This window comes from Paenibacillus sp. GM2 (assembly GCF_900069005.2).
Classification (GTDB): domain Bacteria; phylum Bacillota; class Bacilli; order Paenibacillales; family Paenibacillaceae; genus Fontibacillus.
This window is the reverse complement of the sequence record NZ_LN831279.1, coordinates 3,023,638-3,042,848: the sequence shown is the minus strand read 5'-3', so window position 1 is coordinate 3,042,848 and position 19,211 is coordinate 3,023,638. Positions and strand designations below refer to the sequence as shown.

General features: G+C 45.8%; 22 protein-coding genes. 20 read left to right on the top strand and 2 right to left on the bottom strand.

The features are described 5' to 3' along the window. Positions 1-3: 3 nt before the first annotated feature. Positions 4-381, bottom strand: coding sequence for a helix-turn-helix domain-containing protein (locus BN1360_RS23565; RefSeq protein WP_068782268.1), 378 nt, complete (start codon positions 379-381; stop codon positions 4-6). 296 nt (positions 382-677) lie between these two features. Between BN1360_RS23565 and BN1360_RS23560 the strand changes: the two genes are divergently transcribed. Next, the gene (locus BN1360_RS23560) at positions 678-1,181 is read left to right on the top strand and encodes an ArpU family phage packaging/lysis transcriptional regulator (protein WP_068782267.1); all 504 of its coding nucleotides are present in this window, start codon (positions 678-680) and stop codon (positions 1,179-1,181) included. A 249-nt stretch (positions 1,182-1,430) separates the two neighbouring features. Beyond that, positions 1,431-3,140, top strand: a complete 1,710-nt coding sequence (locus BN1360_RS23555) for a DUF4127 family protein (RefSeq protein WP_068782266.1) — start codon at positions 1,431-1,433, stop codon at positions 3,138-3,140. Between the two features lie 110 nt (positions 3,141-3,250). On the opposite strand, the gene BN1360_RS23550 is transcribed toward BN1360_RS23555, so the two are convergent. Next, positions 3,251-4,063 (bottom strand): copper amine oxidase N-terminal domain-containing protein, encoded by an 813-nt coding sequence (locus BN1360_RS23550; RefSeq protein ID WP_068782265.1) that lies wholly within the window; start codon positions 4,061-4,063, stop codon positions 3,251-3,253. A 419-nt stretch (positions 4,064-4,482) separates the two neighbouring features. Between BN1360_RS23550 and BN1360_RS23540 the strand changes: the two genes are divergently transcribed. The 18 genes from BN1360_RS23540 to BN1360_RS23455 all read left to right on the top strand — a co-directional run bounded on the left by BN1360_RS23540 (position 4,483) and on the right by BN1360_RS23455 (position 19,209). Further along, on the top strand, positions 4,483-5,058 hold the full coding sequence (locus BN1360_RS23540) for a phage tail terminator family protein (RefSeq protein WP_229521088.1): 576 nt from the start codon (positions 4,483-4,485) through the stop codon (positions 5,056-5,058). After that, a complete protein-coding gene (locus BN1360_RS23535) occupies positions 5,036-5,266 on the top strand; it encodes a hypothetical protein (protein ID WP_068782263.1) in 231 nt (76 codons plus the stop codon). Before BN1360_RS23540 ends, BN1360_RS23535 begins: the two co-directional genes overlap by 23 nt. Before the next feature lies 1 nt (position 5,267). After that, on the top strand, positions 5,268-6,596 hold the full coding sequence (locus tag BN1360_RS23530) for a phage tail sheath family protein (protein WP_068782262.1): 1,329 nt from the start codon (positions 5,268-5,270) through the stop codon (positions 6,594-6,596). A gap of 13 nt (positions 6,597-6,609) precedes the next feature. Beyond that, the gene (locus BN1360_RS23525; RefSeq protein WP_068782261.1) at positions 6,610-7,077 is read left to right on the top strand and encodes a phage tail tube protein; all 468 of its coding nucleotides are present in this window, start codon (positions 6,610-6,612) and stop codon (positions 7,075-7,077) included. 11 nt (positions 7,078-7,088) lie between these two features. Continuing rightward, the gene (locus BN1360_RS23520; RefSeq protein WP_068782260.1) at positions 7,089-7,508 is read left to right on the top strand and encodes a phage tail assembly chaperone; all 420 of its coding nucleotides are present in this window, start codon (positions 7,089-7,091) and stop codon (positions 7,506-7,508) included. A gap of 223 nt (positions 7,509-7,731) precedes the next feature. Next, positions 7,732-8,247 carry a hypothetical protein gene (locus BN1360_RS23515; protein ID WP_068782259.1) on the top strand — a complete coding sequence of 172 codons (516 nt, stop codon included), beginning with the start codon at positions 7,732-7,734 and terminating at the stop codon, positions 8,245-8,247. Positions 8,248-8,321: 74 nt separating this feature from the next. Continuing rightward, positions 8,322-10,406: a tape measure protein gene (locus BN1360_RS23510; protein ID WP_229521148.1), complete on the top strand. Its 2,085-nt coding sequence runs from the start codon at positions 8,322-8,324 to the stop codon at positions 10,404-10,406. Position 10,407: 1 nt separating this feature from the next. Beyond that, positions 10,408-11,091: a LysM peptidoglycan-binding domain-containing protein gene (locus BN1360_RS23505; protein ID WP_068782257.1), complete on the top strand. Its 684-nt coding sequence runs from the start codon at positions 10,408-10,410 to the stop codon at positions 11,089-11,091. Next, complete coding sequence (locus tag BN1360_RS23500) at positions 11,066-12,061, top strand: XkdQ/YqbQ family protein (protein ID WP_229521087.1); 996 nt, start codon at positions 11,066-11,068, stop codon at positions 12,059-12,061. The genes BN1360_RS23505 and BN1360_RS23500 overlap by 26 nt, the downstream gene beginning before the upstream one ends. After that, a complete protein-coding gene (locus tag BN1360_RS23495) occupies positions 12,061-12,402 on the top strand; it encodes a DUF2577 domain-containing protein (protein WP_068782255.1) in 342 nt (113 codons plus the stop codon). Before BN1360_RS23500 ends, BN1360_RS23495 begins: the two co-directional genes overlap by 1 nt. Beyond that, positions 12,399-12,797 carry a DUF2634 domain-containing protein gene (locus tag BN1360_RS23490; protein WP_068782254.1) on the top strand — a complete coding sequence of 133 codons (399 nt, stop codon included), beginning with the start codon at positions 12,399-12,401 and terminating at the stop codon, positions 12,795-12,797. Before BN1360_RS23495 ends, BN1360_RS23490 begins: the two co-directional genes overlap by 4 nt. Continuing rightward, positions 12,790-13,869: a baseplate J/gp47 family protein gene (locus tag BN1360_RS23485; RefSeq protein ID WP_068782253.1), complete on the top strand. Its 1,080-nt coding sequence runs from the start codon at positions 12,790-12,792 to the stop codon at positions 13,867-13,869. Before BN1360_RS23490 ends, BN1360_RS23485 begins: the two co-directional genes overlap by 8 nt. Continuing rightward, positions 13,862-14,446: a putative phage tail protein gene (locus tag BN1360_RS23480; protein WP_068782252.1), complete on the top strand. Its 585-nt coding sequence runs from the start codon at positions 13,862-13,864 to the stop codon at positions 14,444-14,446. Before BN1360_RS23485 ends, BN1360_RS23480 begins: the two co-directional genes overlap by 8 nt. Beyond that, complete coding sequence (locus BN1360_RS23475) at positions 14,443-14,730, top strand: ketopantoate hydroxymethyltransferase (RefSeq protein ID WP_068782251.1); 288 nt, start codon at positions 14,443-14,445, stop codon at positions 14,728-14,730. The genes BN1360_RS23480 and BN1360_RS23475 overlap by 4 nt, the downstream gene beginning before the upstream one ends. Continuing rightward, positions 14,730-17,411, top strand: coding sequence for a hypothetical protein (locus tag BN1360_RS23470; RefSeq protein WP_068782250.1), 2,682 nt, complete (start codon positions 14,730-14,732; stop codon positions 17,409-17,411). Before BN1360_RS23475 ends, BN1360_RS23470 begins: the two co-directional genes overlap by 1 nt. Positions 17,412-17,423: 12 nt before the next feature. Beyond that, a complete protein-coding gene (locus BN1360_RS23465) occupies positions 17,424-17,900 on the top strand; it encodes a hypothetical protein (RefSeq protein WP_068782249.1) in 477 nt (158 codons plus the stop codon). Positions 17,901-17,905: 5 nt separating this feature from the next. Next, positions 17,906-18,046 carry an XkdX family protein gene (locus BN1360_RS23460; RefSeq protein ID WP_068782248.1) on the top strand — a complete coding sequence of 47 codons (141 nt, stop codon included), beginning with the start codon at positions 17,906-17,908 and terminating at the stop codon, positions 18,044-18,046. Positions 18,047-18,357: 311 nt separating this feature from the next. Beyond that, complete coding sequence (locus BN1360_RS23455; protein ID WP_068782247.1) at positions 18,358-19,209, top strand: hypothetical protein; 852 nt, start codon at positions 18,358-18,360, stop codon at positions 19,207-19,209. Positions 19,210-19,211: the final 2 nt, after the last annotated feature.

The following is a 19,211-nucleotide window of genomic DNA, read 5'->3' as shown; positions in this document are numbered from 1 at the left end:
CCTCTATTGATCGGAATTGTTTTTATCTTTGTCTTCGCTGTCTTTATGCAGCAATTTCTTCTTCTGCTCGCGATAAGCCTTAAGCGCGGCTTCCATCATCGCGATTTCGTCAGCGGTGTAGGCTTCAGGACCACCATAAAAAGACATGTTCGTCACCGCTTCCTTCATAGGAGCAGGATCCTGAGTTCTGCCCAGCAAGTAATCCCCGCTTGTATCCAGCGCATCGATGATGCGGCGCAAGGATTCCGGGTCGGGCTTGCGGTCATTCGTCTCATATCGAGACAATTGGACGATCGTAAGCTCCGCTTGAGCGGCTAAATCTTTTTGCGTCAGTTGCTTCAATTCTCTGAGGTACTTGATACGATCACCAAGGGTTTGCATAATGACTCCTCTTTCATCGTTTAGACTATTATAGCATATAGTTACCGTAATGGTAAGATATTATTTTGTATTTAATTGGGAGTTACAAAGATTGACATTACCATAATGGTAATATATAATCGATTTACAGTTACCGTTTCGGTAAAGAATAGAGTTTAGGGGGTAGAGAGACAAAATCACTCGGAGTAATGAAATGAAGACTAAAAGATTCTATATTATAGGTTACCAAAATGGTATTTATAATTCAACTGTCTTATGATCATATATTTTATTGGTGAATCTGGGGAGGGATTGTTATGGCAAGACGCAACACTAACATTTACTTGACTGTATTTGAGAATCTGCCGATCAATCAGACTGCAACAAGAGTGGCCGTGGAGCAGCGGCTTGAAGAGATCCGTCATTACAGGCAGATTGGCTTTATCCGCCGCGAGGCAGGGATCACGGCCAGTTATGAGCCAAGATATCACGGAAATACGAATCTTGTCAGCAAGCCTTCTGAACATCTGGCTATATCAAATGTGGATCGCGAAGCAGAATTGATCCGCAAATCCGAATTGTTGGACAAGGCGATGTGCAGTCTATCCGCGGTACAGCGAGAGGTTATTGAACGAAGCTATCTGAGCCGGGAGGGCGAATATGATTTCATCAGCTGCGGCGAGATGGGCATTAGCGACAGAACCTATAGACGTATCAAGGCAAGTGCGCTGCGAATTCTTGCCGTGGCCATGAAGCTGGAAGTTTTCGAAGATGAGGAGTCTGAGGGCGTGAGGGAATACGCGAAATGCAGTAATACTTAGAGCTTGGTATATTAGTCGGCAGCGTGCCGGCTTTTTTCTTTTCTCAAAAAACGAACATATGTCCGCTTTATGTCCTTTGGATGTCCGATCATTTCTTTTTTGACATGTTAAATTGGTATTGTGGCATAAGGTGAGAATGACAAGAAATTCTGCATCGCCGATCCCACCACCAAAGTCGCTGAATAACATTTCGGCGGCTTTTCTTATTTTATGCCACATATATTTAAACCAATGTAGAGGTGATTATTTATGAAAAAAGTATTGTATGTACCACTCGATGATCGTCCTGTAAATCTGGACGACGTGATCACGTTGGGGCACGCTGCCGGATTACAGCTTATTACGCCCGATCCTGCAGACATTCGGAACCGTATCGATGCGGATGCGGAAGCTTCAGGAGATCAGTTGATTAGAACCTGCTCGCCAACGTTCGGAAATACGGCGAACATTCGCCAATTTATCGTTGATCATGCGGCAAAGGTAGAGGGCTTCATTATTTCGATTGATATGCTCGCTTACGGCGGGCTGATCGGCAGCAGACGACTGCGGGAGAACGGGGGCGGGGACTATCCAAACTATGATTCTTCCACGGCCCATCTGCTCGATGTGATCAGCCAGATCAAAAAACGTTATCCTCATAAACCTGTGTATGTGCTGGACACGATTATGCGGCTGGCGACGACGACTTTTACAGAAAGCCTTACCTACGATGCCTACGTGGAATCGCGTAATTTTATGGGCCAGCCTCGGCAATCTTATACGGCCTTCAGCGATATTCTGAACGGATACAACACTTCAGATACGGATACCCAATACGGCGACACTACAGAGTTTGATAAAGAGCAATATTATAACACCCGTCAGCATAAGTTCAAGACGAATTACTATGTGCTGGATCGCTTGGCCCGCCGCGGTTATATTGACTTCCTGGCCATCGGAGTCGATGATGCGAAGACAGAAGGGGTGCAGATCAACGAGATCCGTTTCGTGGAGAACTTTATTAATCGCTCGCTAGGAGGCTGCGGTGGACAAAATGCGAATTTGGCAATTATTTTGCCTGATGCCGATGGTCTGGGTCATTCCTTAGTAGCGCGTATGGCGAACCATTTAAATAGAGGGCGAAAGAGCAGAACCAAATTTGCGCTGCAATATTATGGCCCGCATGGTTCCACAATTATCAACCCGTATGAATATATGAGCGTCCATGAGAATATTCTTCGTCATATCGATATTGTTGGAGGGCAATATGTCACCGGTTCGCCGGATATTGAGATTATCGCTATAACGGATGCTGCCCAGGTATCCAGTGCTATGACGCGAATAGAGGCAAATGGGGCGGAGAACAGGGCAACGGTTGTGATTGATTTTGTGGGTCAGGGGGCAGCCAATGCTGTGGTAACAGATGCATTGCTGGAAAACCCATATACCGGACGACTTCTCGGTTACAGCGCTTGGAATACAGCCGGCAATAAAATCGGGCTCTCTTTAGGGATGGGTCAGGCCCGCTACCGCTTCCTGGTCTCGGAGAAGAAGGAGGCAGCGCTCGAAGCAGCCATTAACGCGCATGGATCTCTATTATTCAAGCGATTCCTGAAGGATTACTACTATAAAGCAGTAGCGATTGGTGAAATCCGGACGTACTCCAGAAGCCATGGCAAATACAGCAATTTTCCGCAAACGATGGCGGATCAGAATATGCTTGTCTTCAACTCGGCGGAGGATTATGAGCATATGCTTACCTTGCTGCGAGATCGAATGCAAATTCTGGTATCGACTCTGGGAGATAAGCCGGCCTTCTCGATCGGCAGCACCGATCGTGCGCATAATGTGAAGCAAATCTGCGGGGCTTCCTGGAGGCTTGCCGGTTACAACCGTGTTCATTTACCTTATGAAAATCCTGATTTTCTATGGGGTCGTGCCTTTGAGATCACGTTGGCCCCTGCTGTGAAGTTGAAATAGCCGGCTTTGTTTCTTAGCCTTTATTAGTTCAGCAATTAAAAGGTGTCAAGCAAAAGGACCTCATCTACCGCAATCTGCGGTGTGAGGTCCTTATATTAATTCGGTGGGCGTTAAGCCCCTGTAATAGGAATTTCGTTCTTCTTGAAACTAATGCTATCTACTTTCCATATCCCTTCAATATAGACGAATTGTGCCTGCCTGGTCATCGTCACCAAATCCCCGTTTGCATTCTTTCCAATATCAATAGATTGAGAGAATTTCCCTGTTGTAGGGCTTGTATAAGAAGCTGGAGAAGTAAGATCTTTGAACTCGTATTTACTGTTGAGTCCCTTATCCCGAATGATTGAATTAATGAACCGATCTGTAAAGTAGGGTGCAAAGTAAGAACGGACCTGCTGGATGGCGGAGATATCATTGGCTTCGTTCAACATATCGGATAGCTGTCGTAAACGTTCCATCGTTATCTTCATGGATGCCGGTGGCTGCCCGGGATTCATATTCACTACGATTTGCAGATCATTTAATGTAATTGTAGCTTGTCTGATCCGTTGATCCCACGCGACGTCCGCACCTAATGTCTGACTGACAAAACGAAGGGGAACATAGGTAGTTCCTCCATTCATAATCTGCGCTGGAACATCCAGCGTCACCTCGGATTGATTGACCTGAACCTTTTTGGAACCCAGAACCAGCTTTATGGTTGTGTCATCTTTGACAATAGTAATAAGCTGACTACGCTTATCCCATTCAACTTGGGCGCCCAAGTGCTGAGAAACATCCCGAAGAGGAATAAGTACCCGATTGTTCTGCAGTTTCCCATTATCCAGTTCCACAGCGGCAGGACTCGCAAAGCTGGAGGCGGATAATACGGGAATAGCCAGTATGACAGAGGCTAGTAAGGATAGTGTCCATTTTTTAAGCATGCGAACCTCCGAATCTTTAAAATTAAAGTAGCCGTTAATATATTAAACGTAAAATAGGTAGAAATGGTTGCAGATAATTTGGATTTTAGTAGGAAAGTAAGAAATTCAAGCCGTAAAAAACGTGATCTCAAAGAGACCGTATGGAATAGCCTAGGATATTCCTATTTTTTTGGTATAAGAGATGATAAAATACGAACATATGTCCGCTTGTTGTCCTCTGCATGTCCGTCCATTTCCTAAATGGCGTGTTAAATTTGTATTGTGAGAATCAGGCGAACGGGCCAAAGAGGTCCTTAATCGCCGGATAGAACAGGAAAGTCGCTGAAGTTGATTCAGCGGCTTTTCTTTTTGGGAGGGAAGCCAATGCCAACGTGCAATAACAACAAGAATCCGCCTGCCGCGCCATTTACGGAAATCGAATGGAAGCAGCCCAAGCTGTGCATCAGCTGTATATGGGGGCGGCTCGAAGGGACAAAACAATTTTGCAGCCTGCCGCGGTGCGTGGTGGAGAATCAAGGGAAGAAGGGAGCAAAGGCATGATTGAGGTGAGCTTCAGGACGCTGCTAGATGGGGTCATGCGATCACTCGCCGAGCGTTTTCCGGAAATCCCGGTACAGCGTGAGCAGTCTGAGCAGAAGGCCGAGGGGCCTTATTTTTATGTAGAAATGCTGAAGGCTTCACAGGAGCGGGAGCTGAATCGTCGTTATCACCGGGCGTGTTCCTTTCAAGTGCAGTTTGTAAGTGGATTGACAACTCAAGGTCCGAATATGTCGGTGCATGATATGGCTGAGCATCTATATGAATTATTTCGCGAGCTCGATATTGACGGTGCCAGATATATGGGGACACAAATGAAGCATGAAGTTCGGGATGAGGTACTGTTTTTCGACTTTAGCTTTCAGTTCCTAGTTTGGCTCCCGGCTGGGGCAGAGCCCAAAATGCAAACGCTCAAAGAGGAGGAATCTCTGAAAAATGACAGCAAAAAAGGCAGTTAAGCAAATGGAGGAGCGGGAGACGGTCGTGTTCCAGCCGGAAGAGACGCATAAGGGAACAACGTTCTCCAAAGCGCAATTTCTAGCTTCGCAGGCCTATTCCGGAGTGCAGAAGGATATTTTGTCGGTCGTTCTGAAGGATGGCCAGCGGTATACAAAGGCAGAAGCTGAAGTGGAAATAAATCAATTTAAATATAAAGGAGTGAAATAAAATGGCGGGTGGAACATTTACAGTTCAGAACAAGGTAAGACCTGGCGTTTACATTAATTTCAAATCGGAGGCAAAAGCACTTGGCACGCTTGGAGAGCGAGGAATCGCGGCATTCCCGGCACCGCTTCCTTGGGGCAAGAGGGGGATTACGGTGCTGAATAGCGAGACCTTCCTGGAGCAATGCTTGCCATCGCTGGGCTTCCAGCCAACGGATGCGCGAATTCGTCACATTACGGCGGCAATGGCTCATGCCAGTAAAGTCCTGATTTACCGGCTAGGTGCTGAGGGCGCTGTGAAGGCAACAGCCAAGCTTGGAGCGCTGACAGCTACGGCAAAATACGGCGGTACAAGAGGCAATGATCTGCAGATCGTTATTCAGTCCAGTCTGGACTATGAAGGTTTCTTTGAGGTGAAGACGCTGTTGGATGGTGAGAAAGTAGATGTGCAAACCGTCGAGACGGCGGAGAAGCTGCTGGCGAATGAGTTCGTTGAATTCTCGGGAAGCGGCGCATTGACAGAGACTGCGGGAACCGCCCTGGAAGGCGGAGCGAATGGCAGTGGAGGCGCGGGGGAATATTCCGACGCATTGGCGGCTTTTGAAGCAGAGGACTTCAACGTCCTTGGCCTTCCTGTAGACGATAGTGATGTGAAGCAGCTGGCAGTTGCCTATACCAAACGGCTGCGCGAACAGGAAGGCAAGAAGTTCCAAACCGTGGTATATGACTATCCTGCGGCTAACTACGAAGGCGTCATTAGTCTGAAGAACGGTATCGTTACAGGGGATGGCCTGACAGTAGAGCCTATCTATTTGCTATGGGAGATCGCAGCGATGGAAGCGGCGGCGAATGTGAATGAGTCGCTCACTTATACAGAAATTCCGAATGCGGTTGATGTAGCGCCAAAATATACGAATTCGGAGATTGTACAAGCGCTGAATCAAGGTGAAATGGTGCTCAGCGTTGTTAATGGGCGTGTAGTCATCGAGCAGGACATTAATACGTTAACTTCTTTTACAGCCGATAAGGATAAAAAATTTAGCAAAAACCGGGTGCTGCGTGTACTCGATACTATGGCGAAGGACATCCAGTCTATTTTCAGCCAAAATTATATCGGCAAGACCGACAACAATGCGGACGGACGCAATTTGCTGAAGGGTGAAGTGATCACCTATCTGGACCAATTGCAAGGAATCGGCGCAATCCAGAATTTTGATTCACAGAGCGATATCGAGGTTTTGCCGGGGCAGGATGTCGACGCGGTCTGGATTCAGCTCGCAGTTCAGCCGGTAGATAGTGCCGAGAAAATTTATATGAATATTTCAGTTCAATAAGGAGGGACAAACCATGGCATTTTTTAATAAACAGGATGCAGTAAGCGGGAAGCAAGGGAAGGCGTTCGTCATTATCGAGGGGCGGAATGAAGAGCTGTTTTATGCAAAGACGATTGAAGCGACCATCGAGAAGAATAAGGTAGACGTACCTGTTCTCGGCAAGACGAATACCCCACAGCGTTCTGCGGGGTGGAAGGGCAGTGGTACATTAACGATTTATTATGTGTCTTCCGTCTTCCGCCAATTGATGCGCGATTATATCCGTACGGGCAAGGACTTCTGGTTTGATCTGCAGATTGTAAATGAGCAACCGGGCAGCTCGGCCGGCAAGCAGACCGTTATTTTGAAAAATTGCAATCTCGACAGCGTCATTGCGGCCAAGCTGGATGCGACCAGCGACGACATGCTGGATGAAGAACTGCCGTTCACATTCGAGGACTACGACATTCTTGATTCGTTTAATACGATTCAAGGAATTTAAGGAGGAGCAGCATGAGTCAATTAAGTTTATTTTTTGCCCAAAATGTAGTGTCGGAAATTTCCGAGGAAGTGATCATTTCCCCCCGTTTCATGGATGAAGCGGGCAAGCCGATTCCATGGAAGCTGCGCAGTATGACCGAGGAAGAGAACGAAGCGATCCGCAAATCGTCACAGCGCAAGATCAAGGAGAGAGGTATCGTTACGCTGGATACGAACTCTGATGAATATTTGGCCAAGCTCGTTGTAGCCAGCGTTGTGTTCCCGGACTTGAAGGATGCCGAGCTGCAGAAATCCTATGGCGTACTTGGCTCTGATCAACTGCTGCGCAAAATGCTGCTGCCTGGAGAATATGCGACGCTTCTACAGAAGGTACAGGAAGTTAACGGCTTTGACAGAGATGTGAACGAGCTCGCTGAAGAAGTAAAAAACTAATTAAAGAGGGCGACGGTGAGGCGAACTATGCCTACTACGCCCTCCACAAGCTTCGCATTATGCCTTGGGACTTCGTCGAGCTAGAGCCGCGCAAGAAGGCCGCGCTGATCGCGATGATCCAGGTGCGGATTCAGGCGGAGAAACAGGCGACGAAAAGGTAGGTTTTTTAGCTTCGTAATCATGTATAATTGGTAAAAAGATGCATGATTATGGAGGGAATCTAATGAGCCCAAAGACTACCGTCCTATTAATAGGCGGATTACAATTGAAAAATTCTAAAGCCATACTTAGATTGAGCTTTGATGATGAATACTTCATCATTACTGAAAGGAATTGGTATGGACTTAGGTATAAAATAGATAATGTATTTAAAATCCCACTAGGGAACATTGCTATAATGGAAACTCATACAAAAGTTGAGCATCAGTATATAGATACGGAAGTTTCCAAGACGGTAGTACGTAAAGGAGTCTTAAAGCCATATGCTCGCACGAAAACGGAGAATGTCAAAAAAAAGGAAAGCTGGCTAGCAAAATATTTTACCATTTCCTATTTTAATTCCGATAAACATTTTAGTTATATTAAATTTGTTGTACCTGATGCTTGGTATGGTAGAACAAAGCGGTTTAATAAAAAGTTAAAGAAAAAGCATAACCTTGTTGCAAAAAGTCCTGAAGTAATGAATTTTTATATGTTAAAGCTCGAGGAAAAACAACGCGGTAATGAAAAAATATTGTAATTAATGATCTAAGCACTCTCTTTTTGGAGGGTGCTTTTACTTTTTAGAAGGGAGGTAGATTTCCATTGGCGACGATGTCAAAGGCACTTGCTCTTTACGATTCTTCTATGTCGATTATGCCTCGCATGCCTACTCTTCCATTGCCTGTAACCTATGAACCGGAATTTACAATAATTGATCCGGGTAAGAGCATTGTCTCTAAATTTGAAGGACAGCCAACAATCTTGGACGCTGAATACACTGTAGTAGACGATCTCAAGAAGGGAATCGAAGCTGCTGCCGTGGCTCAGGATAAGTTGCATGGGAAAACCCAAAAGATGGGTGCCAATGTAATTAAGTTGTTTTCAACAGCAAAGGAATTCAAATCCGCCATGGATTTCAGCGATGCTTATGTAAATACATTCGCTCGTCTTGATGCAATCAATGATCATCTTCAGACGACCAAGCAATTGCAGGATAAAGTATTTGCTTCAGCCCAGCGCTCACGGGGAAATTATATGGATGCGGCGGTGCAGATCAGTCAGCTTGGTCAAATGGCTCCGGATGCCTTCAAAAGTAATGACGAAATGGTCGCTTTTCATGAATTGGCACAACAGTCCATACGTTTGAGCGGAGGCGATTCGAAGTCCGGTATGGATAGCCTTACGAAAATGATGTCCGCTGGAAGTTTCAGCGGCGGTGACTTCAGCTCCTTGATGGAGTATGCCCCGATGCTGGCACAGGCAGTTGCGGATTATACCGGAAAGTCGAGAGAGGAACTGCTTAATCTGTCATCCAGCGGTGCGCTATCCTCTGACGTTATCAAAAATGCAATGTTTGCGGCATCCGATCAAATTAATGCCAAGTTCTCTGAATTTCCGCAGACATTCGGAGACCATTTTAATAGCATTAAAAACACGGCAATCCGCGGCCTGGATCCCATTATCCAGAAATTGAGTGAACTGTTGAATAGTCCGGGAGCAAGTTCCTTCTTCAGCGGGTTAGAGACAGGGATAAGTGTGGCTATGGGATTGCTCAATATGCTGATTGACGGTGCAATCTGGCTAGCAGAGGTGGCACAATACAATTGGCCAGTGATGGAGCAGATATTGACTACATTAGCAGTGGCGATCATTCCATTGTTAATTATGCAGCTCTGGGGGATGGTAGCACCGATCATGACTGCGGCCGTGGCTTGGATGAGTGTGAATTGGCCCATTTTGCTCGTAGCTGCATTAGTTGGTCTGCTTGTTGCTGCAATGATTCACTTTGGCGTATCTACACAGGAAGTGATAGGGGTAATTGTTGGTGTTTTCTTTGCATTTTCTGCAGTTGTATACAATATTTTTGTTGGTCTAGTAAATGGGGTTCTTCAATTTGCCGAATCTACAGTAAATTTATTTTTTGAAGCTGTCTATTTCGTCAAGAAGTTAATCTATGATTTGGCCATGTTCTTCGGTGAGCATCTATATAATATGCTGCTGGGGGTAGAGGGATTTGCTGGCGGTTTTATGACAACGATTTTATCAGCGATCAACGGAGTTCTAAAAGGCTTCAATTGGCTGGTTGATGGTGTGAATAGCATATTCGGGACAAAATTTAAACAGGCTGAATTATTTGACGAGAACAATATTCATGCAGTAAGTGATAAAGTGAAAAGTATTATGGACTCCTTTGAGGAGCCTGTTAAGACACAAGTTGATTTTGGGCAGATGAAGTATATGAATGTAGGAGCTGCTTACCAGAAGGGGGTTAATGTTGGCTCCACGGGCACAAAAATGGCGATGGATAAGCTAGGTTCATTTAAGGATTCCCTTACCGACAAGTTCAAAAATCCGACGGGAGGCTTGGATATCACAGCTAATCCTTACAATGCGGCTAGTGTTCAGAACCCAGGTGCTGCTTCTATAAACTCAGGATCCAACTCCATCCCGAATGTCGGAAGAGTCGATAAGGTAGGACAAATTGAGAATTCGGTAGATATCAGCAGCGAAGATCTGAAAATGATGCGGGAGCTGGCTGAGATGAAATCGATTCAGAATTTTGTATCCCTTACTCCAACTGTCCAGGTAACGACAGGCCCCGTGAACAATGGTGCGGATATCGATACGATCGTAGCTCGGATAGAACAAACTCTGGAAGATGAAATCGCTGCTTCCGCCGCGGGGGTGTATGGCTGAGATGAGTAAATACTCTATGACTCTTTCTTACAATAATGAGAAAGAAGCGATTGAATTTCCGGTGCTGCCGGCCAAGATTGAGGTTTCCGAATCGGGTAATCATAAAACCTATGATATATCGAAGCTCGGCGAGATCAACGTGCTCAGGAACGTGAAGCTTGCCGAGCTGTCGTTTGAGGGGATTTTTCCTGTGAGCTGGTTTCCGGGGGCGAGTGTTGCGAAAGAAAGGTTATTCGAGCCGAAGCATTATGTCGAGGACATTCAGAAATGGTCCCGTTCCAAGCAGCCGATGCGTCTGGTCTTTACTGGCGGATCAATAGATATTGCGATGTATGTCAGTGTCGAGAAGTTCTCTTGGTCGGAAAGCAGCGGGGCGGTTGGCGATATCAAGTATCAAATCTCGTTTAAGGAATACCGTTTCTACGCGGCAACGAAGATGGAGATTGTGGAAGAAACCAAAGAGGGAGTCAAAACCGCTAATAAGAGCAGTAACGAATCAAAACCCCGTCCCGATACGAGAGTTCAGCCCAAGACTTATAAATTGGTAGCCGGGGATTCGCTTTGGAAGGTGGCCAAGAAGTTTCTTGGCGATGGAGCCAAGTACAAGCAGATTCAGAAGCTGAATGGTATTAAGGACAGTGAGCTGAGGAGATTACCGATTGGAAAGATCATTAAACTACCGTAAGAGGGGGGACAACCGGATGCTGGAGCTGCTGCTGGATAACAAGGAAGGGTCTATATGGGATATATCCGAGCTGGTCACAGATGCAACCTGGAAGACCTCCCGGGTCGGCAAGCCGGGCAGCTTTGATTTTTCCTTTATTGCTGCCGATAATATCAAGATTAACAATGGCGACATCGTAAGGGCGAAGTGGGAGGGTATGCCGATTTTTTATGGATATGTGTTTACAATCGGGAGCGATCAAGAGGAACAGATCAAGGTCAAATGCTATGACCAAATCCGCTATTTGTCCACAAATGAAACCTATGTGTTCAAGAATATGACTGCCGCAGCCATCGTCAAGCGTATTGCGGATGATACGGGCCTGAAATGGGGGCATGTCGTCGATACGAAGTACCGCATTCCTTCGATGGTTGAGGATAATCAGAAGCTGATCGATATTATTTGCAAAGCTTTCGACCATACCGTTATTAATACGGGGAATATCTATAACTTTTTTGATGAATTTGGGGCGCTGGCTGTACGTGATGCCAAGGATATGAGGCTTAATCTGGTAATTGGCGACGAAGCCTCCATGTACGGTTATTCTTTTGAGAAGAGTATTGATAATGAGACGTATAATCGCTTCAAGCTGGTGCAGGACAATAAGCAGTCGGGTCATCGCGACGTATACGCCGCTGAGGACAGCGCGAATATCGCCAAATGGGGGCGGCTGCAGTACTTTCAGAAGGTCGATGACAATATGAATGAAGCCCAGATCAAAAAGCTGATCGAGCAGCTGCATCAGCTAAAGAATCGTGAGATGAAGAAGCTTAAGCTTGAGGCTCTTGGCAATCCGTCTGTCCGAGCCGGTTCTTATCTTAACGCGAGGATTGCTGATCTGGGCATCGATCAATTCTATTTGGTCGACGAGTGCTCGCATCGCTTCAGCGGGGAAGATTATACGATTAGCTTGGATTTGAAGGTGATTTAATGGCACTTGGAGATAAAATAAGAAGGCTCGGCAGTGAGGCCGTGGGCGCCGGTAATCCGGTGGCGGTCCTGTTCGGGACCGTAGTAAAAGTAAATCCTCTTGAGGTGAACGTCGATCAGCGTTTCACGCTCGAAGAGGATTTTTTGGTTGTGACGGAAAGACTGCAAAGATATGAGATTGACCTGAAGCATAAACACGATACAAGTGAGGCCTCTACAAAGGAGGCGTTGCTAGAGAAAGTGGTTATCCGTAAAGGTCTGCAAGTAGGAGACTCAGTGCTTCTACTGCGCGTTCAAGGCGGGCAGAAATATGTCGTATGGGATCGGGTGGTGAAGTCATGATACCGATTGGAGCCAGCTTGACCCCTGAGTTGGAGGAGACTCAGGAGACTAGCCGTACCTATAGGCTGGATTTCCAGAATAACCGCATGGCTGGAATGACAGATGGTCTTGATGCAGTAAAGCAGGCCGCCTATAAAATTCTGCAGACCGAGCGGTTTGCTCATTTGATCTACGGCAATGATTATGGTTTTGAAGGTCATAGCTTGATTGGCAGGAGCAGTGGTTATGTCAGATCCGAACTAAACAGGCGAGTATCCGAAGCCCTTTTGCAGGACGATCGGATATCCGGGATAGCGGATTTTCAGGTAGATATCAAAGACGATCAAGCGGTGGCATCCTTTTTGCTCCACTCGATTTATGGTGATTTTCGGATGGAGGTGAATGCAAATGTATGAGAATCAGACGTATGAGGCCATTTTGCGGCGGATGCTGGAACGGGTGCCGGAGCAAATCGATAAGCGGGAGGGGAGCATTATTTATGATGCGCTGGCTCCTGCGGCGGCTGAGCTGGCCCAGATGTATATGGATCTGGATGTGAACCATAATTTGTCTTTTGCGGATACAGCTACTGGAGAGTATCTGGAGAGGCGGACGCTGGAGTTCGGAATCGAACGGGAACCGGCGACCAAGGCAAGGCGGAAGGGGCTATTCTTTGCGTCCGGGCAGGCCCCGATGGATGTTCCGACCGGCAGCCGTTTCTCAATTCGTGACCTTGATTATACAGCGATCAGCAAAATGAAGACTGGGGAGTGGGTACTCGAATGCGAGACTGCGGGAACTACTGGAAATCAGGAATACGGGACGCTGCTGCCGATCGAGTATATCGACGGTCTTGCCCGGGCTGAGTTGGGGGAGGTCCTCGTTCCTGGGGAGGATGCAGAGAGTGATGAAGCGTTGCGCCAGAGGTATCTTGAGGTGGTTAATGAACAGCCCTTTGGTGGAAATGTTGCTGATTACAAGCAGAAGATCAGTGCGATGGACGGTGTTGGCGGGGTGAAGATATTCCCGGTCTGGAATGGCGGCGGGACGGTAAGGGCGACGATGATCTCGTCGCAGTATACTTCTCCATCTCAGGAACTGATTGAGGAGGTGCAGACCATTCTAGACCCGGAGACGAATCATGGAGAGGGGATTGGCCTTGCCCCCATCGGGCATACGGTAACGGTTGCCGGGGCGGAGGGCATCGCAATTGATGTGACAGCTACGCTTACACTGGCGAATGATACAACGATTGGACAGGTCCAGACTGATGTGGAGGAGGCTCTTCAATCCTATTTTGGACAGCTCCGGCAAAATTGGGCTCATGAGTCAGCTCTCGCCGTGCGTGTCGCGCAAATCGATGCTCGCATTTTGACGGTGGCCGGAGTCGTGGATGTTAGTCACACGCTGCTTAATGGCCAGTCTGGAAATATTCAGCTCACCGAGGAGCAGATTCCACTGCTGGGGAAGGTGACGCTGGATGAATAGGCTGCTTGAATATTTGCCGGAATATTACCATGATATTCTTGATTTTCGTGAGCTTACGGAGACGGAGACTCAGGAACTGCTGACCGTTGAGCAGGCAATGGAACGGCTGCTGCAGGATCAGTTTGTACTGACCGCCTCAGAGCAGGCGATCAAGCGGCGTGAGAAAATGCTTGGCATTCAGGCCGACCCCAAAGCCGAAACTCTGGACTTCCGCCGCAAGCGGCTGATCAACCGCTACTCCACCAAACCGCCATTTACCGTAAGGTATTTGCAGCAGAGGCTGGATTTTTTGGTGGGGGCGGGGCTTTCTATTGTCAGTATTGATCCGCAGAACTATTTACTGACGGTAACGGCTAGCATTGATAATGCAAATATTTTCAAGGAAGTAGAGCGCACTGTGAGAGTCATTAAACCAGTTAATCTGGTTTATCAGCAGAAGACCTCGTTAGGCGATGATATTTTTCTGGAAGAGCGTATTTCTACACAGAAAATTACATGGAATTATAGATTGGATGGAGCATGGGCACTTGGCGAGATGCCATTTGCCAGTTTTGATCCAAAGGTGGTGGTGAAATGATAGAGCAAGCTTTTTTAATGGAGATTGCCGAATACACCGAGAATAAAATTGCCAAGGTCGTATTAAACGATTCGTTGGTAATTACGGATTTCCTCGTGAAGGAAATAAACGATACGAAGGTCGGAATGCAATATCTCATTCCGGCAGCACTGATCTCATTGGTCACTAAAATCGTTCTTGTTGATCATAACGATTCGGCGATCAGCACCAATGAGGTGTATATTCCTATCGCATCAGACACACTGCTCTTACAGACTATTCAAGTGAAGGAGGCGAGCGCCTAATGGCAAAGACAGACTGGAATCTGCGAGATACCGTACGCCCCGAGGAGATGAATGAGCTGGGGCAGGAGGTTAATGAGCATGGCGGGAAGATCGCGGAGCAGGAACTAGAAATCAGTGAGCATGATAGGACACTTCTGAAGCAAGGTGCAAAAATCACTGAGCAGGGTGAGTCCATCTCCGCACTGGAGAATCGCCTTGATACTGAAGAGTACTCCGAGATTACCTTGCAGCCGGGGTTGCAAGTGGTAAAGGCAGAGCGAGATGCAAGATTTAGGTTAGGGAGTATTAAAGGGCGGACGTTGATTAATTTGTTGGGGAGTGCTGGGGGATGTGAGGATAACTTGAGTTGGAGCACTCCGAACGGTACGATTTCTGTCGATACATCACTTAAAGATAGCGGAAGTGCAAGCCTAAAGTATAAGCACAATAACATATCAGTTCCATCAGCGTATGTAAGATCAATTTACTTCAACATTGATCCGTCTAAACATCTGATAATATTGGCATGGATTAAATCAAATAATAAATACATGGGTACAAGATTGGTTACCGCGAGTGGAGGGAATATTCCGACTAGCCTTAATAAGGGAATTGAACCAAACATGTCTGGAGTTGTATTTAGAGCGTTTACACCTACTGAATTAGGTTCCAATACATCAGTTTGCGTTGATGTATATTCTAACGATACCTTTGCAAATGGTGATTCGTTTAACTTTGATTCTGTTCGTGTTTACAATATCATACCAGAAAACTATGAGTCTCTTTCTGCAACACTGAACTCTGAACGATTAAATTCAAATTTTCCTTACGTTTCTTCTGGAATCATTGGTGTAGAGAATCCCTATATAATGCGGTATGGAGAGAATCTATTACCACCCTTTTATGAGTGGTCTACAGGATCAGGAGTAAGTTTCCTAAATATAAATAGTGCATATGACGTTACAGCTACTTTTACTACTACTTCTGCAGGAAACGGATTCCGTGTCAGTGTTCCTGCCCTAGCGAGACAATCATATGTGATTCATTGGGGATTAAATAGTCGAGAGGTAATATGGGTAGGTTACTATGACGCAATTGGAAATCAGATAACAGCAATTAATGCTGCGCATGGGATTGAGTTTATTACGCCAGAAGGCACTACTACGATTTCCTTGTCATGGTATGCACCGAATGGCGGAACCATCAGCCTTAAGAACCCCATGCTCACGTTGGGCAACGAGCCCAAACTGTTCCGAACACGCGAGGACTCTATGCTTGCGTTTCAAACGGAACTCATTGCTTACCCAATGAGTGGTAATGAACCTGATGAGTTATTTGAGCGAAACGGACAATATTTCAAACTGGAAAAGTGGAAAAAGGTTGTACTAAATGAGGAACTGAACTGGAAATATGACTCAGCTACTACTGCTAAACCAGGTTTAAAAAGGGTGTATGCAACTTTACCTTCATTGGGGTTTTCATTCTCAGGATTTGCGACTAAATATAACGGCATGCCATTAGTTAATTCCGGTGAATTTAACGCTCCTGATCAATTTGTAATATGGGAGCAACAATTTGTTTATCTGAGCTTATCAGTCGCAGATTGTGGATGGGGGCCAGACTACACACCGACAGTAGAAGAGGTTAAGGCGTATTTTAACGGGTGGAAGATGTTTAACTGGGACGGAAGTACCGGTGGAGATAACAATGGAGTTAGTACCTATAATGGAGAATCTGGACAGCTAAAAGCTTGGATTCAAATATCAGAGGTTGGTACTTCTGGAATAAGTCGGACTACCATATTACCAAGGAATCAAGCTCCTATTACCTCTAAGTGGTCACCGTACAACCTTATCTATCGCTTAGCCAAAGAATTTGTAAAATCTGTTGTAACAGAAGGCTGTCTAGCACTAAATGGAGGCGATAACATAGTTGAGGTAGGTACGGGAATTATATTACGGGAGCCCGTCTATCCTGCTTATTACTCCGATGGGGGAGTAGGTTACTATTGGCTAAATAACCATGCTGTAGATAGTGTGGTTGGTGGTAATAGTTCCTTTAAATATCTATGTAATGATATTAAGTATATTTATAAGGGTAACAAGAACGAAAAATCAAAGTGGACTACCATTAAAAATCACAGTAGTGCCTCTAGTAATGGAGAAATTGCCTTTATTCAAGCTGCAGATTATGACCAGTTCGGAACCTATAGTGTCACTTATCTCAAATTGGACAAATCCTCCATTAGCCAGATTAATGGTACTGTAGGTAGAAATGAAAAGGCACAACTATCTGATCTAAACCAAGGTGTAGCAGAGGCGTTGCATGGTGTATCTGTATTGACGATGAAAAAAGAGGAGAAGGACAAGGTTCAACCTGTAGTTAACTGGATATATCCAACGTTATTAAACGGATGGACTCTTTCCAGTAAAGGCGTTTTTCCCGCTCAGTACTATAAAGATGAAAATGGTATTGTTCACATAAATGGTATTGTTAATAGTGGTACCAATGGTTCTATTATCTTCACTCTTCCTTCTGGATATAGACCTAAGACAACACATAGGATTTCAGCGGTAATAAACTCAGGGGCAAATTTCAACATTTCGTTTTTTGACATTACTTCCAATGGTAATGTTACAGCAACATTTCCGGGTAACGTCATGCATTTACCGCTTCACTGTTCATTTATAGCCGAGCAATAAGGAGTGATCAACTTGAAAGCAGCACCAAAAGTAAATACGGACGGCCTCTATACAGAGGATACAATCGTGGACGATATCTTCTCTGGTGTCGTCCCTTTTTATGAACCATTACAGGATTCAAAGGGTAATGAGCAAGTGCAAGGAAGTTTGGAAACCTCGGCAGGAGAACAACCCACAATAGCCGGATACACCGTAGGCATACCCGTGCCATCCGGCTTATACCTTCCAAAGTTTGATCTAGAAGGATGGAATTCCCAGGAGGAGGGGGAAGCAAGGGACCCATCATCATATTGGATGGAGGGGCTAACCAAGGAAGAAATTGAAGAATTGACTACCCCCCACCCTCAAGAAGCCAACCCTTTAGATCTACTTGGAGAAGAATTAGCTTTCATGAAGCTTAGTAATATCGAACAGCAGCAAATGATAGCAACTTTAGGGGCGGAATTGTCTGCTGCCAAGCTGGAGATTATTGATTTGAAAGGAGTGTAGGTTTCATGAGTTTTTGGAAAATGGCATTTGAGAAGAAGTGGGTAACTGCTGAGGCCTTGAGAGGTGCGGTGATTACTAAAGCCAATCCTTTCGGAGAGATTACTCCTGAGGAATATCATCTTATCACTTCGATCGAATTTACTTAAAGTCATCTCTTTTTGAATATCGAAAACAAATTGGCCGCTAACCGTCCTCTACATGACCTTACTACGACCTTTATCCAGAGAAATATCATGGTAAATTGATATTGTGGGAATCGAAGAAAGACAAGTGACTTGTTTAGAAAAGAATACGGATCAATCTAAGGCCGCTGAATCAGTTCAGCGGCTTTCTTCTTTTGAAAAACTGTTTTAGGCGGAATTCTGACATTGCTTTATCCAGTTTTCTTACCTAACTTGTACCCTGTCGATTCCACGCCTGAAAGGAGGTGAGTCAAATTGTCATCTATCCATTAAACATGATCCGAAGCAAATTGCTAGAATCGGTTCCTGAATTGAAGGCCGTTTACAACGTCTCAGAACAAGCTGAGATTAGCAGCGCAAAACCGTATGTCATTCTATCTCCTATTACAGATAGTGGCGGTAGCCCGTGGACTGGATGGAGATATCCAATTGAAGTCAGCCTACACGTTGACAAGGTCAGTCCCCAGCAACTTAACTCCATAGCTGAGTCAATTACAGAGTCGCTCAACAATCAGCTTCTAGAAGACGAGCTCACCGACAAGTGGCTGATGCTTTATCCGCAACAATCCGTTAAGGACATCATCGATGAGGAGCGGCAAACGATCAAACGCACCATGAGCTTTACTGTCATTAGCCCTCGTCGGTTAACGGTGGAAAGTCCAATCACTAACGACGACTGGCTGACCTCAATCGCAACCTGGACACAAGATCTCCTGGGAAAAGAGTGGTTCGTATACAGCGGAGCCTGGCCGCTACAGTCAGCTGTACCTGCTGTAATGTGGAGAGTTAGCGAGATGGATATCACGCCTAAGGGAACATCATCCTTTGAGATTCAAAAGCGCTTGACCGCTTTTATTCAAGGCGTTGATTCCAACCAAGAACATAACGCTCTTCTGCAGCTTCTTGAGGCCCTTGGAACATCATCCAGACTGCCGATGAACGAAGCGGATCGCCGCTATCTAACCGTCTCTGGGCCAAAGGTGAATACCAAAGTCACGGCCGATGGTTACACGAATCAAGGAGAGGGGCTGCTCACGGTTACTTTAAGCGGAAGAACAAGCCGTCAACCTGCTGGTACGGAGGGGCCATTGATGCAATTTGTACATTATGAATCCAATTTGAGGTGAGA

Bases quoted from the DNA above. Each gene is read 5' to 3' on its own strand.
- BN1360_RS23505 (WP_068782257.1), top strand. From the start codon at position 10,408: ATGAGTAAATACTCTATGACTCTTTCTTACAATAATGAGAAAGAAGCG.
- BN1360_RS23460 (WP_068782248.1), top strand. From the start codon at position 17,906: ATGAGTTTTTGGAAAATGGCATTTGAGAAGAAGTGGGTAACTGCTGAG.
- BN1360_RS23455 (WP_068782247.1), top strand. From the start codon at position 18,358: ATGATCCGAAGCAAATTGCTAGAATCGGTTCCTGAATTGAAGGCCGTT.
- BN1360_RS23560 (WP_068782267.1), top strand. From the start codon at position 678: ATGGCAAGACGCAACACTAACATTTACTTGACTGTATTTGAGAATCTG.
- BN1360_RS23485 (WP_068782253.1), top strand. From the start codon at position 12,790: ATGTATGAGAATCAGACGTATGAGGCCATTTTGCGGCGGATGCTGGAA.
- BN1360_RS23520 (WP_068782260.1), top strand. From the start codon at position 7,089: ATGAGTCAATTAAGTTTATTTTTTGCCCAAAATGTAGTGTCGGAAATT.
- BN1360_RS23490 (WP_068782254.1), top strand. From the start codon at position 12,399: ATGATACCGATTGGAGCCAGCTTGACCCCTGAGTTGGAGGAGACTCAG.
- BN1360_RS23510 (WP_229521148.1), top strand. From the start codon at position 8,322: ATGTCAAAGGCACTTGCTCTTTACGATTCTTCTATGTCGATTATGCCT.
- BN1360_RS23555 (WP_068782266.1), top strand. From the start codon at position 1,431: ATGAAAAAAGTATTGTATGTACCACTCGATGATCGTCCTGTAAATCTG.
- BN1360_RS23470 (WP_068782250.1), top strand. From the start codon at position 14,730: ATGGCAAAGACAGACTGGAATCTGCGAGATACCGTACGCCCCGAGGAG.
- BN1360_RS23565 (WP_068782268.1), bottom strand. From the start codon at position 381: ATGCAAACCCTTGGTGATCGTATCAAGTACCTCAGAGAATTGAAGCAA.
- BN1360_RS23530 (WP_068782262.1), top strand. From the start codon at position 5,268: ATGGCGGGTGGAACATTTACAGTTCAGAACAAGGTAAGACCTGGCGTT.
- BN1360_RS23495 (WP_068782255.1), top strand. From the start codon at position 12,061: ATGGCACTTGGAGATAAAATAAGAAGGCTCGGCAGTGAGGCCGTGGGC.
- BN1360_RS23535 (WP_068782263.1), top strand. From the start codon at position 5,036: ATGACAGCAAAAAAGGCAGTTAAGCAAATGGAGGAGCGGGAGACGGTC.
- BN1360_RS23525 (WP_068782261.1), top strand. From the start codon at position 6,610: ATGGCATTTTTTAATAAACAGGATGCAGTAAGCGGGAAGCAAGGGAAG.
- BN1360_RS23475 (WP_068782251.1), top strand. From the start codon at position 14,443: ATGATAGAGCAAGCTTTTTTAATGGAGATTGCCGAATACACCGAGAAT.
- BN1360_RS23515 (WP_068782259.1), top strand. From the start codon at position 7,732: ATGAGCCCAAAGACTACCGTCCTATTAATAGGCGGATTACAATTGAAA.
- BN1360_RS23540 (WP_229521088.1), top strand. From the start codon at position 4,483: ATGGAAGCAGCCCAAGCTGTGCATCAGCTGTATATGGGGGCGGCTCGA.
- BN1360_RS23550 (WP_068782265.1), bottom strand. From the start codon at position 4,063: ATGCTTAAAAAATGGACACTATCCTTACTAGCCTCTGTCATACTGGCT.
- BN1360_RS23480 (WP_068782252.1), top strand. From the start codon at position 13,862: ATGAATAGGCTGCTTGAATATTTGCCGGAATATTACCATGATATTCTT.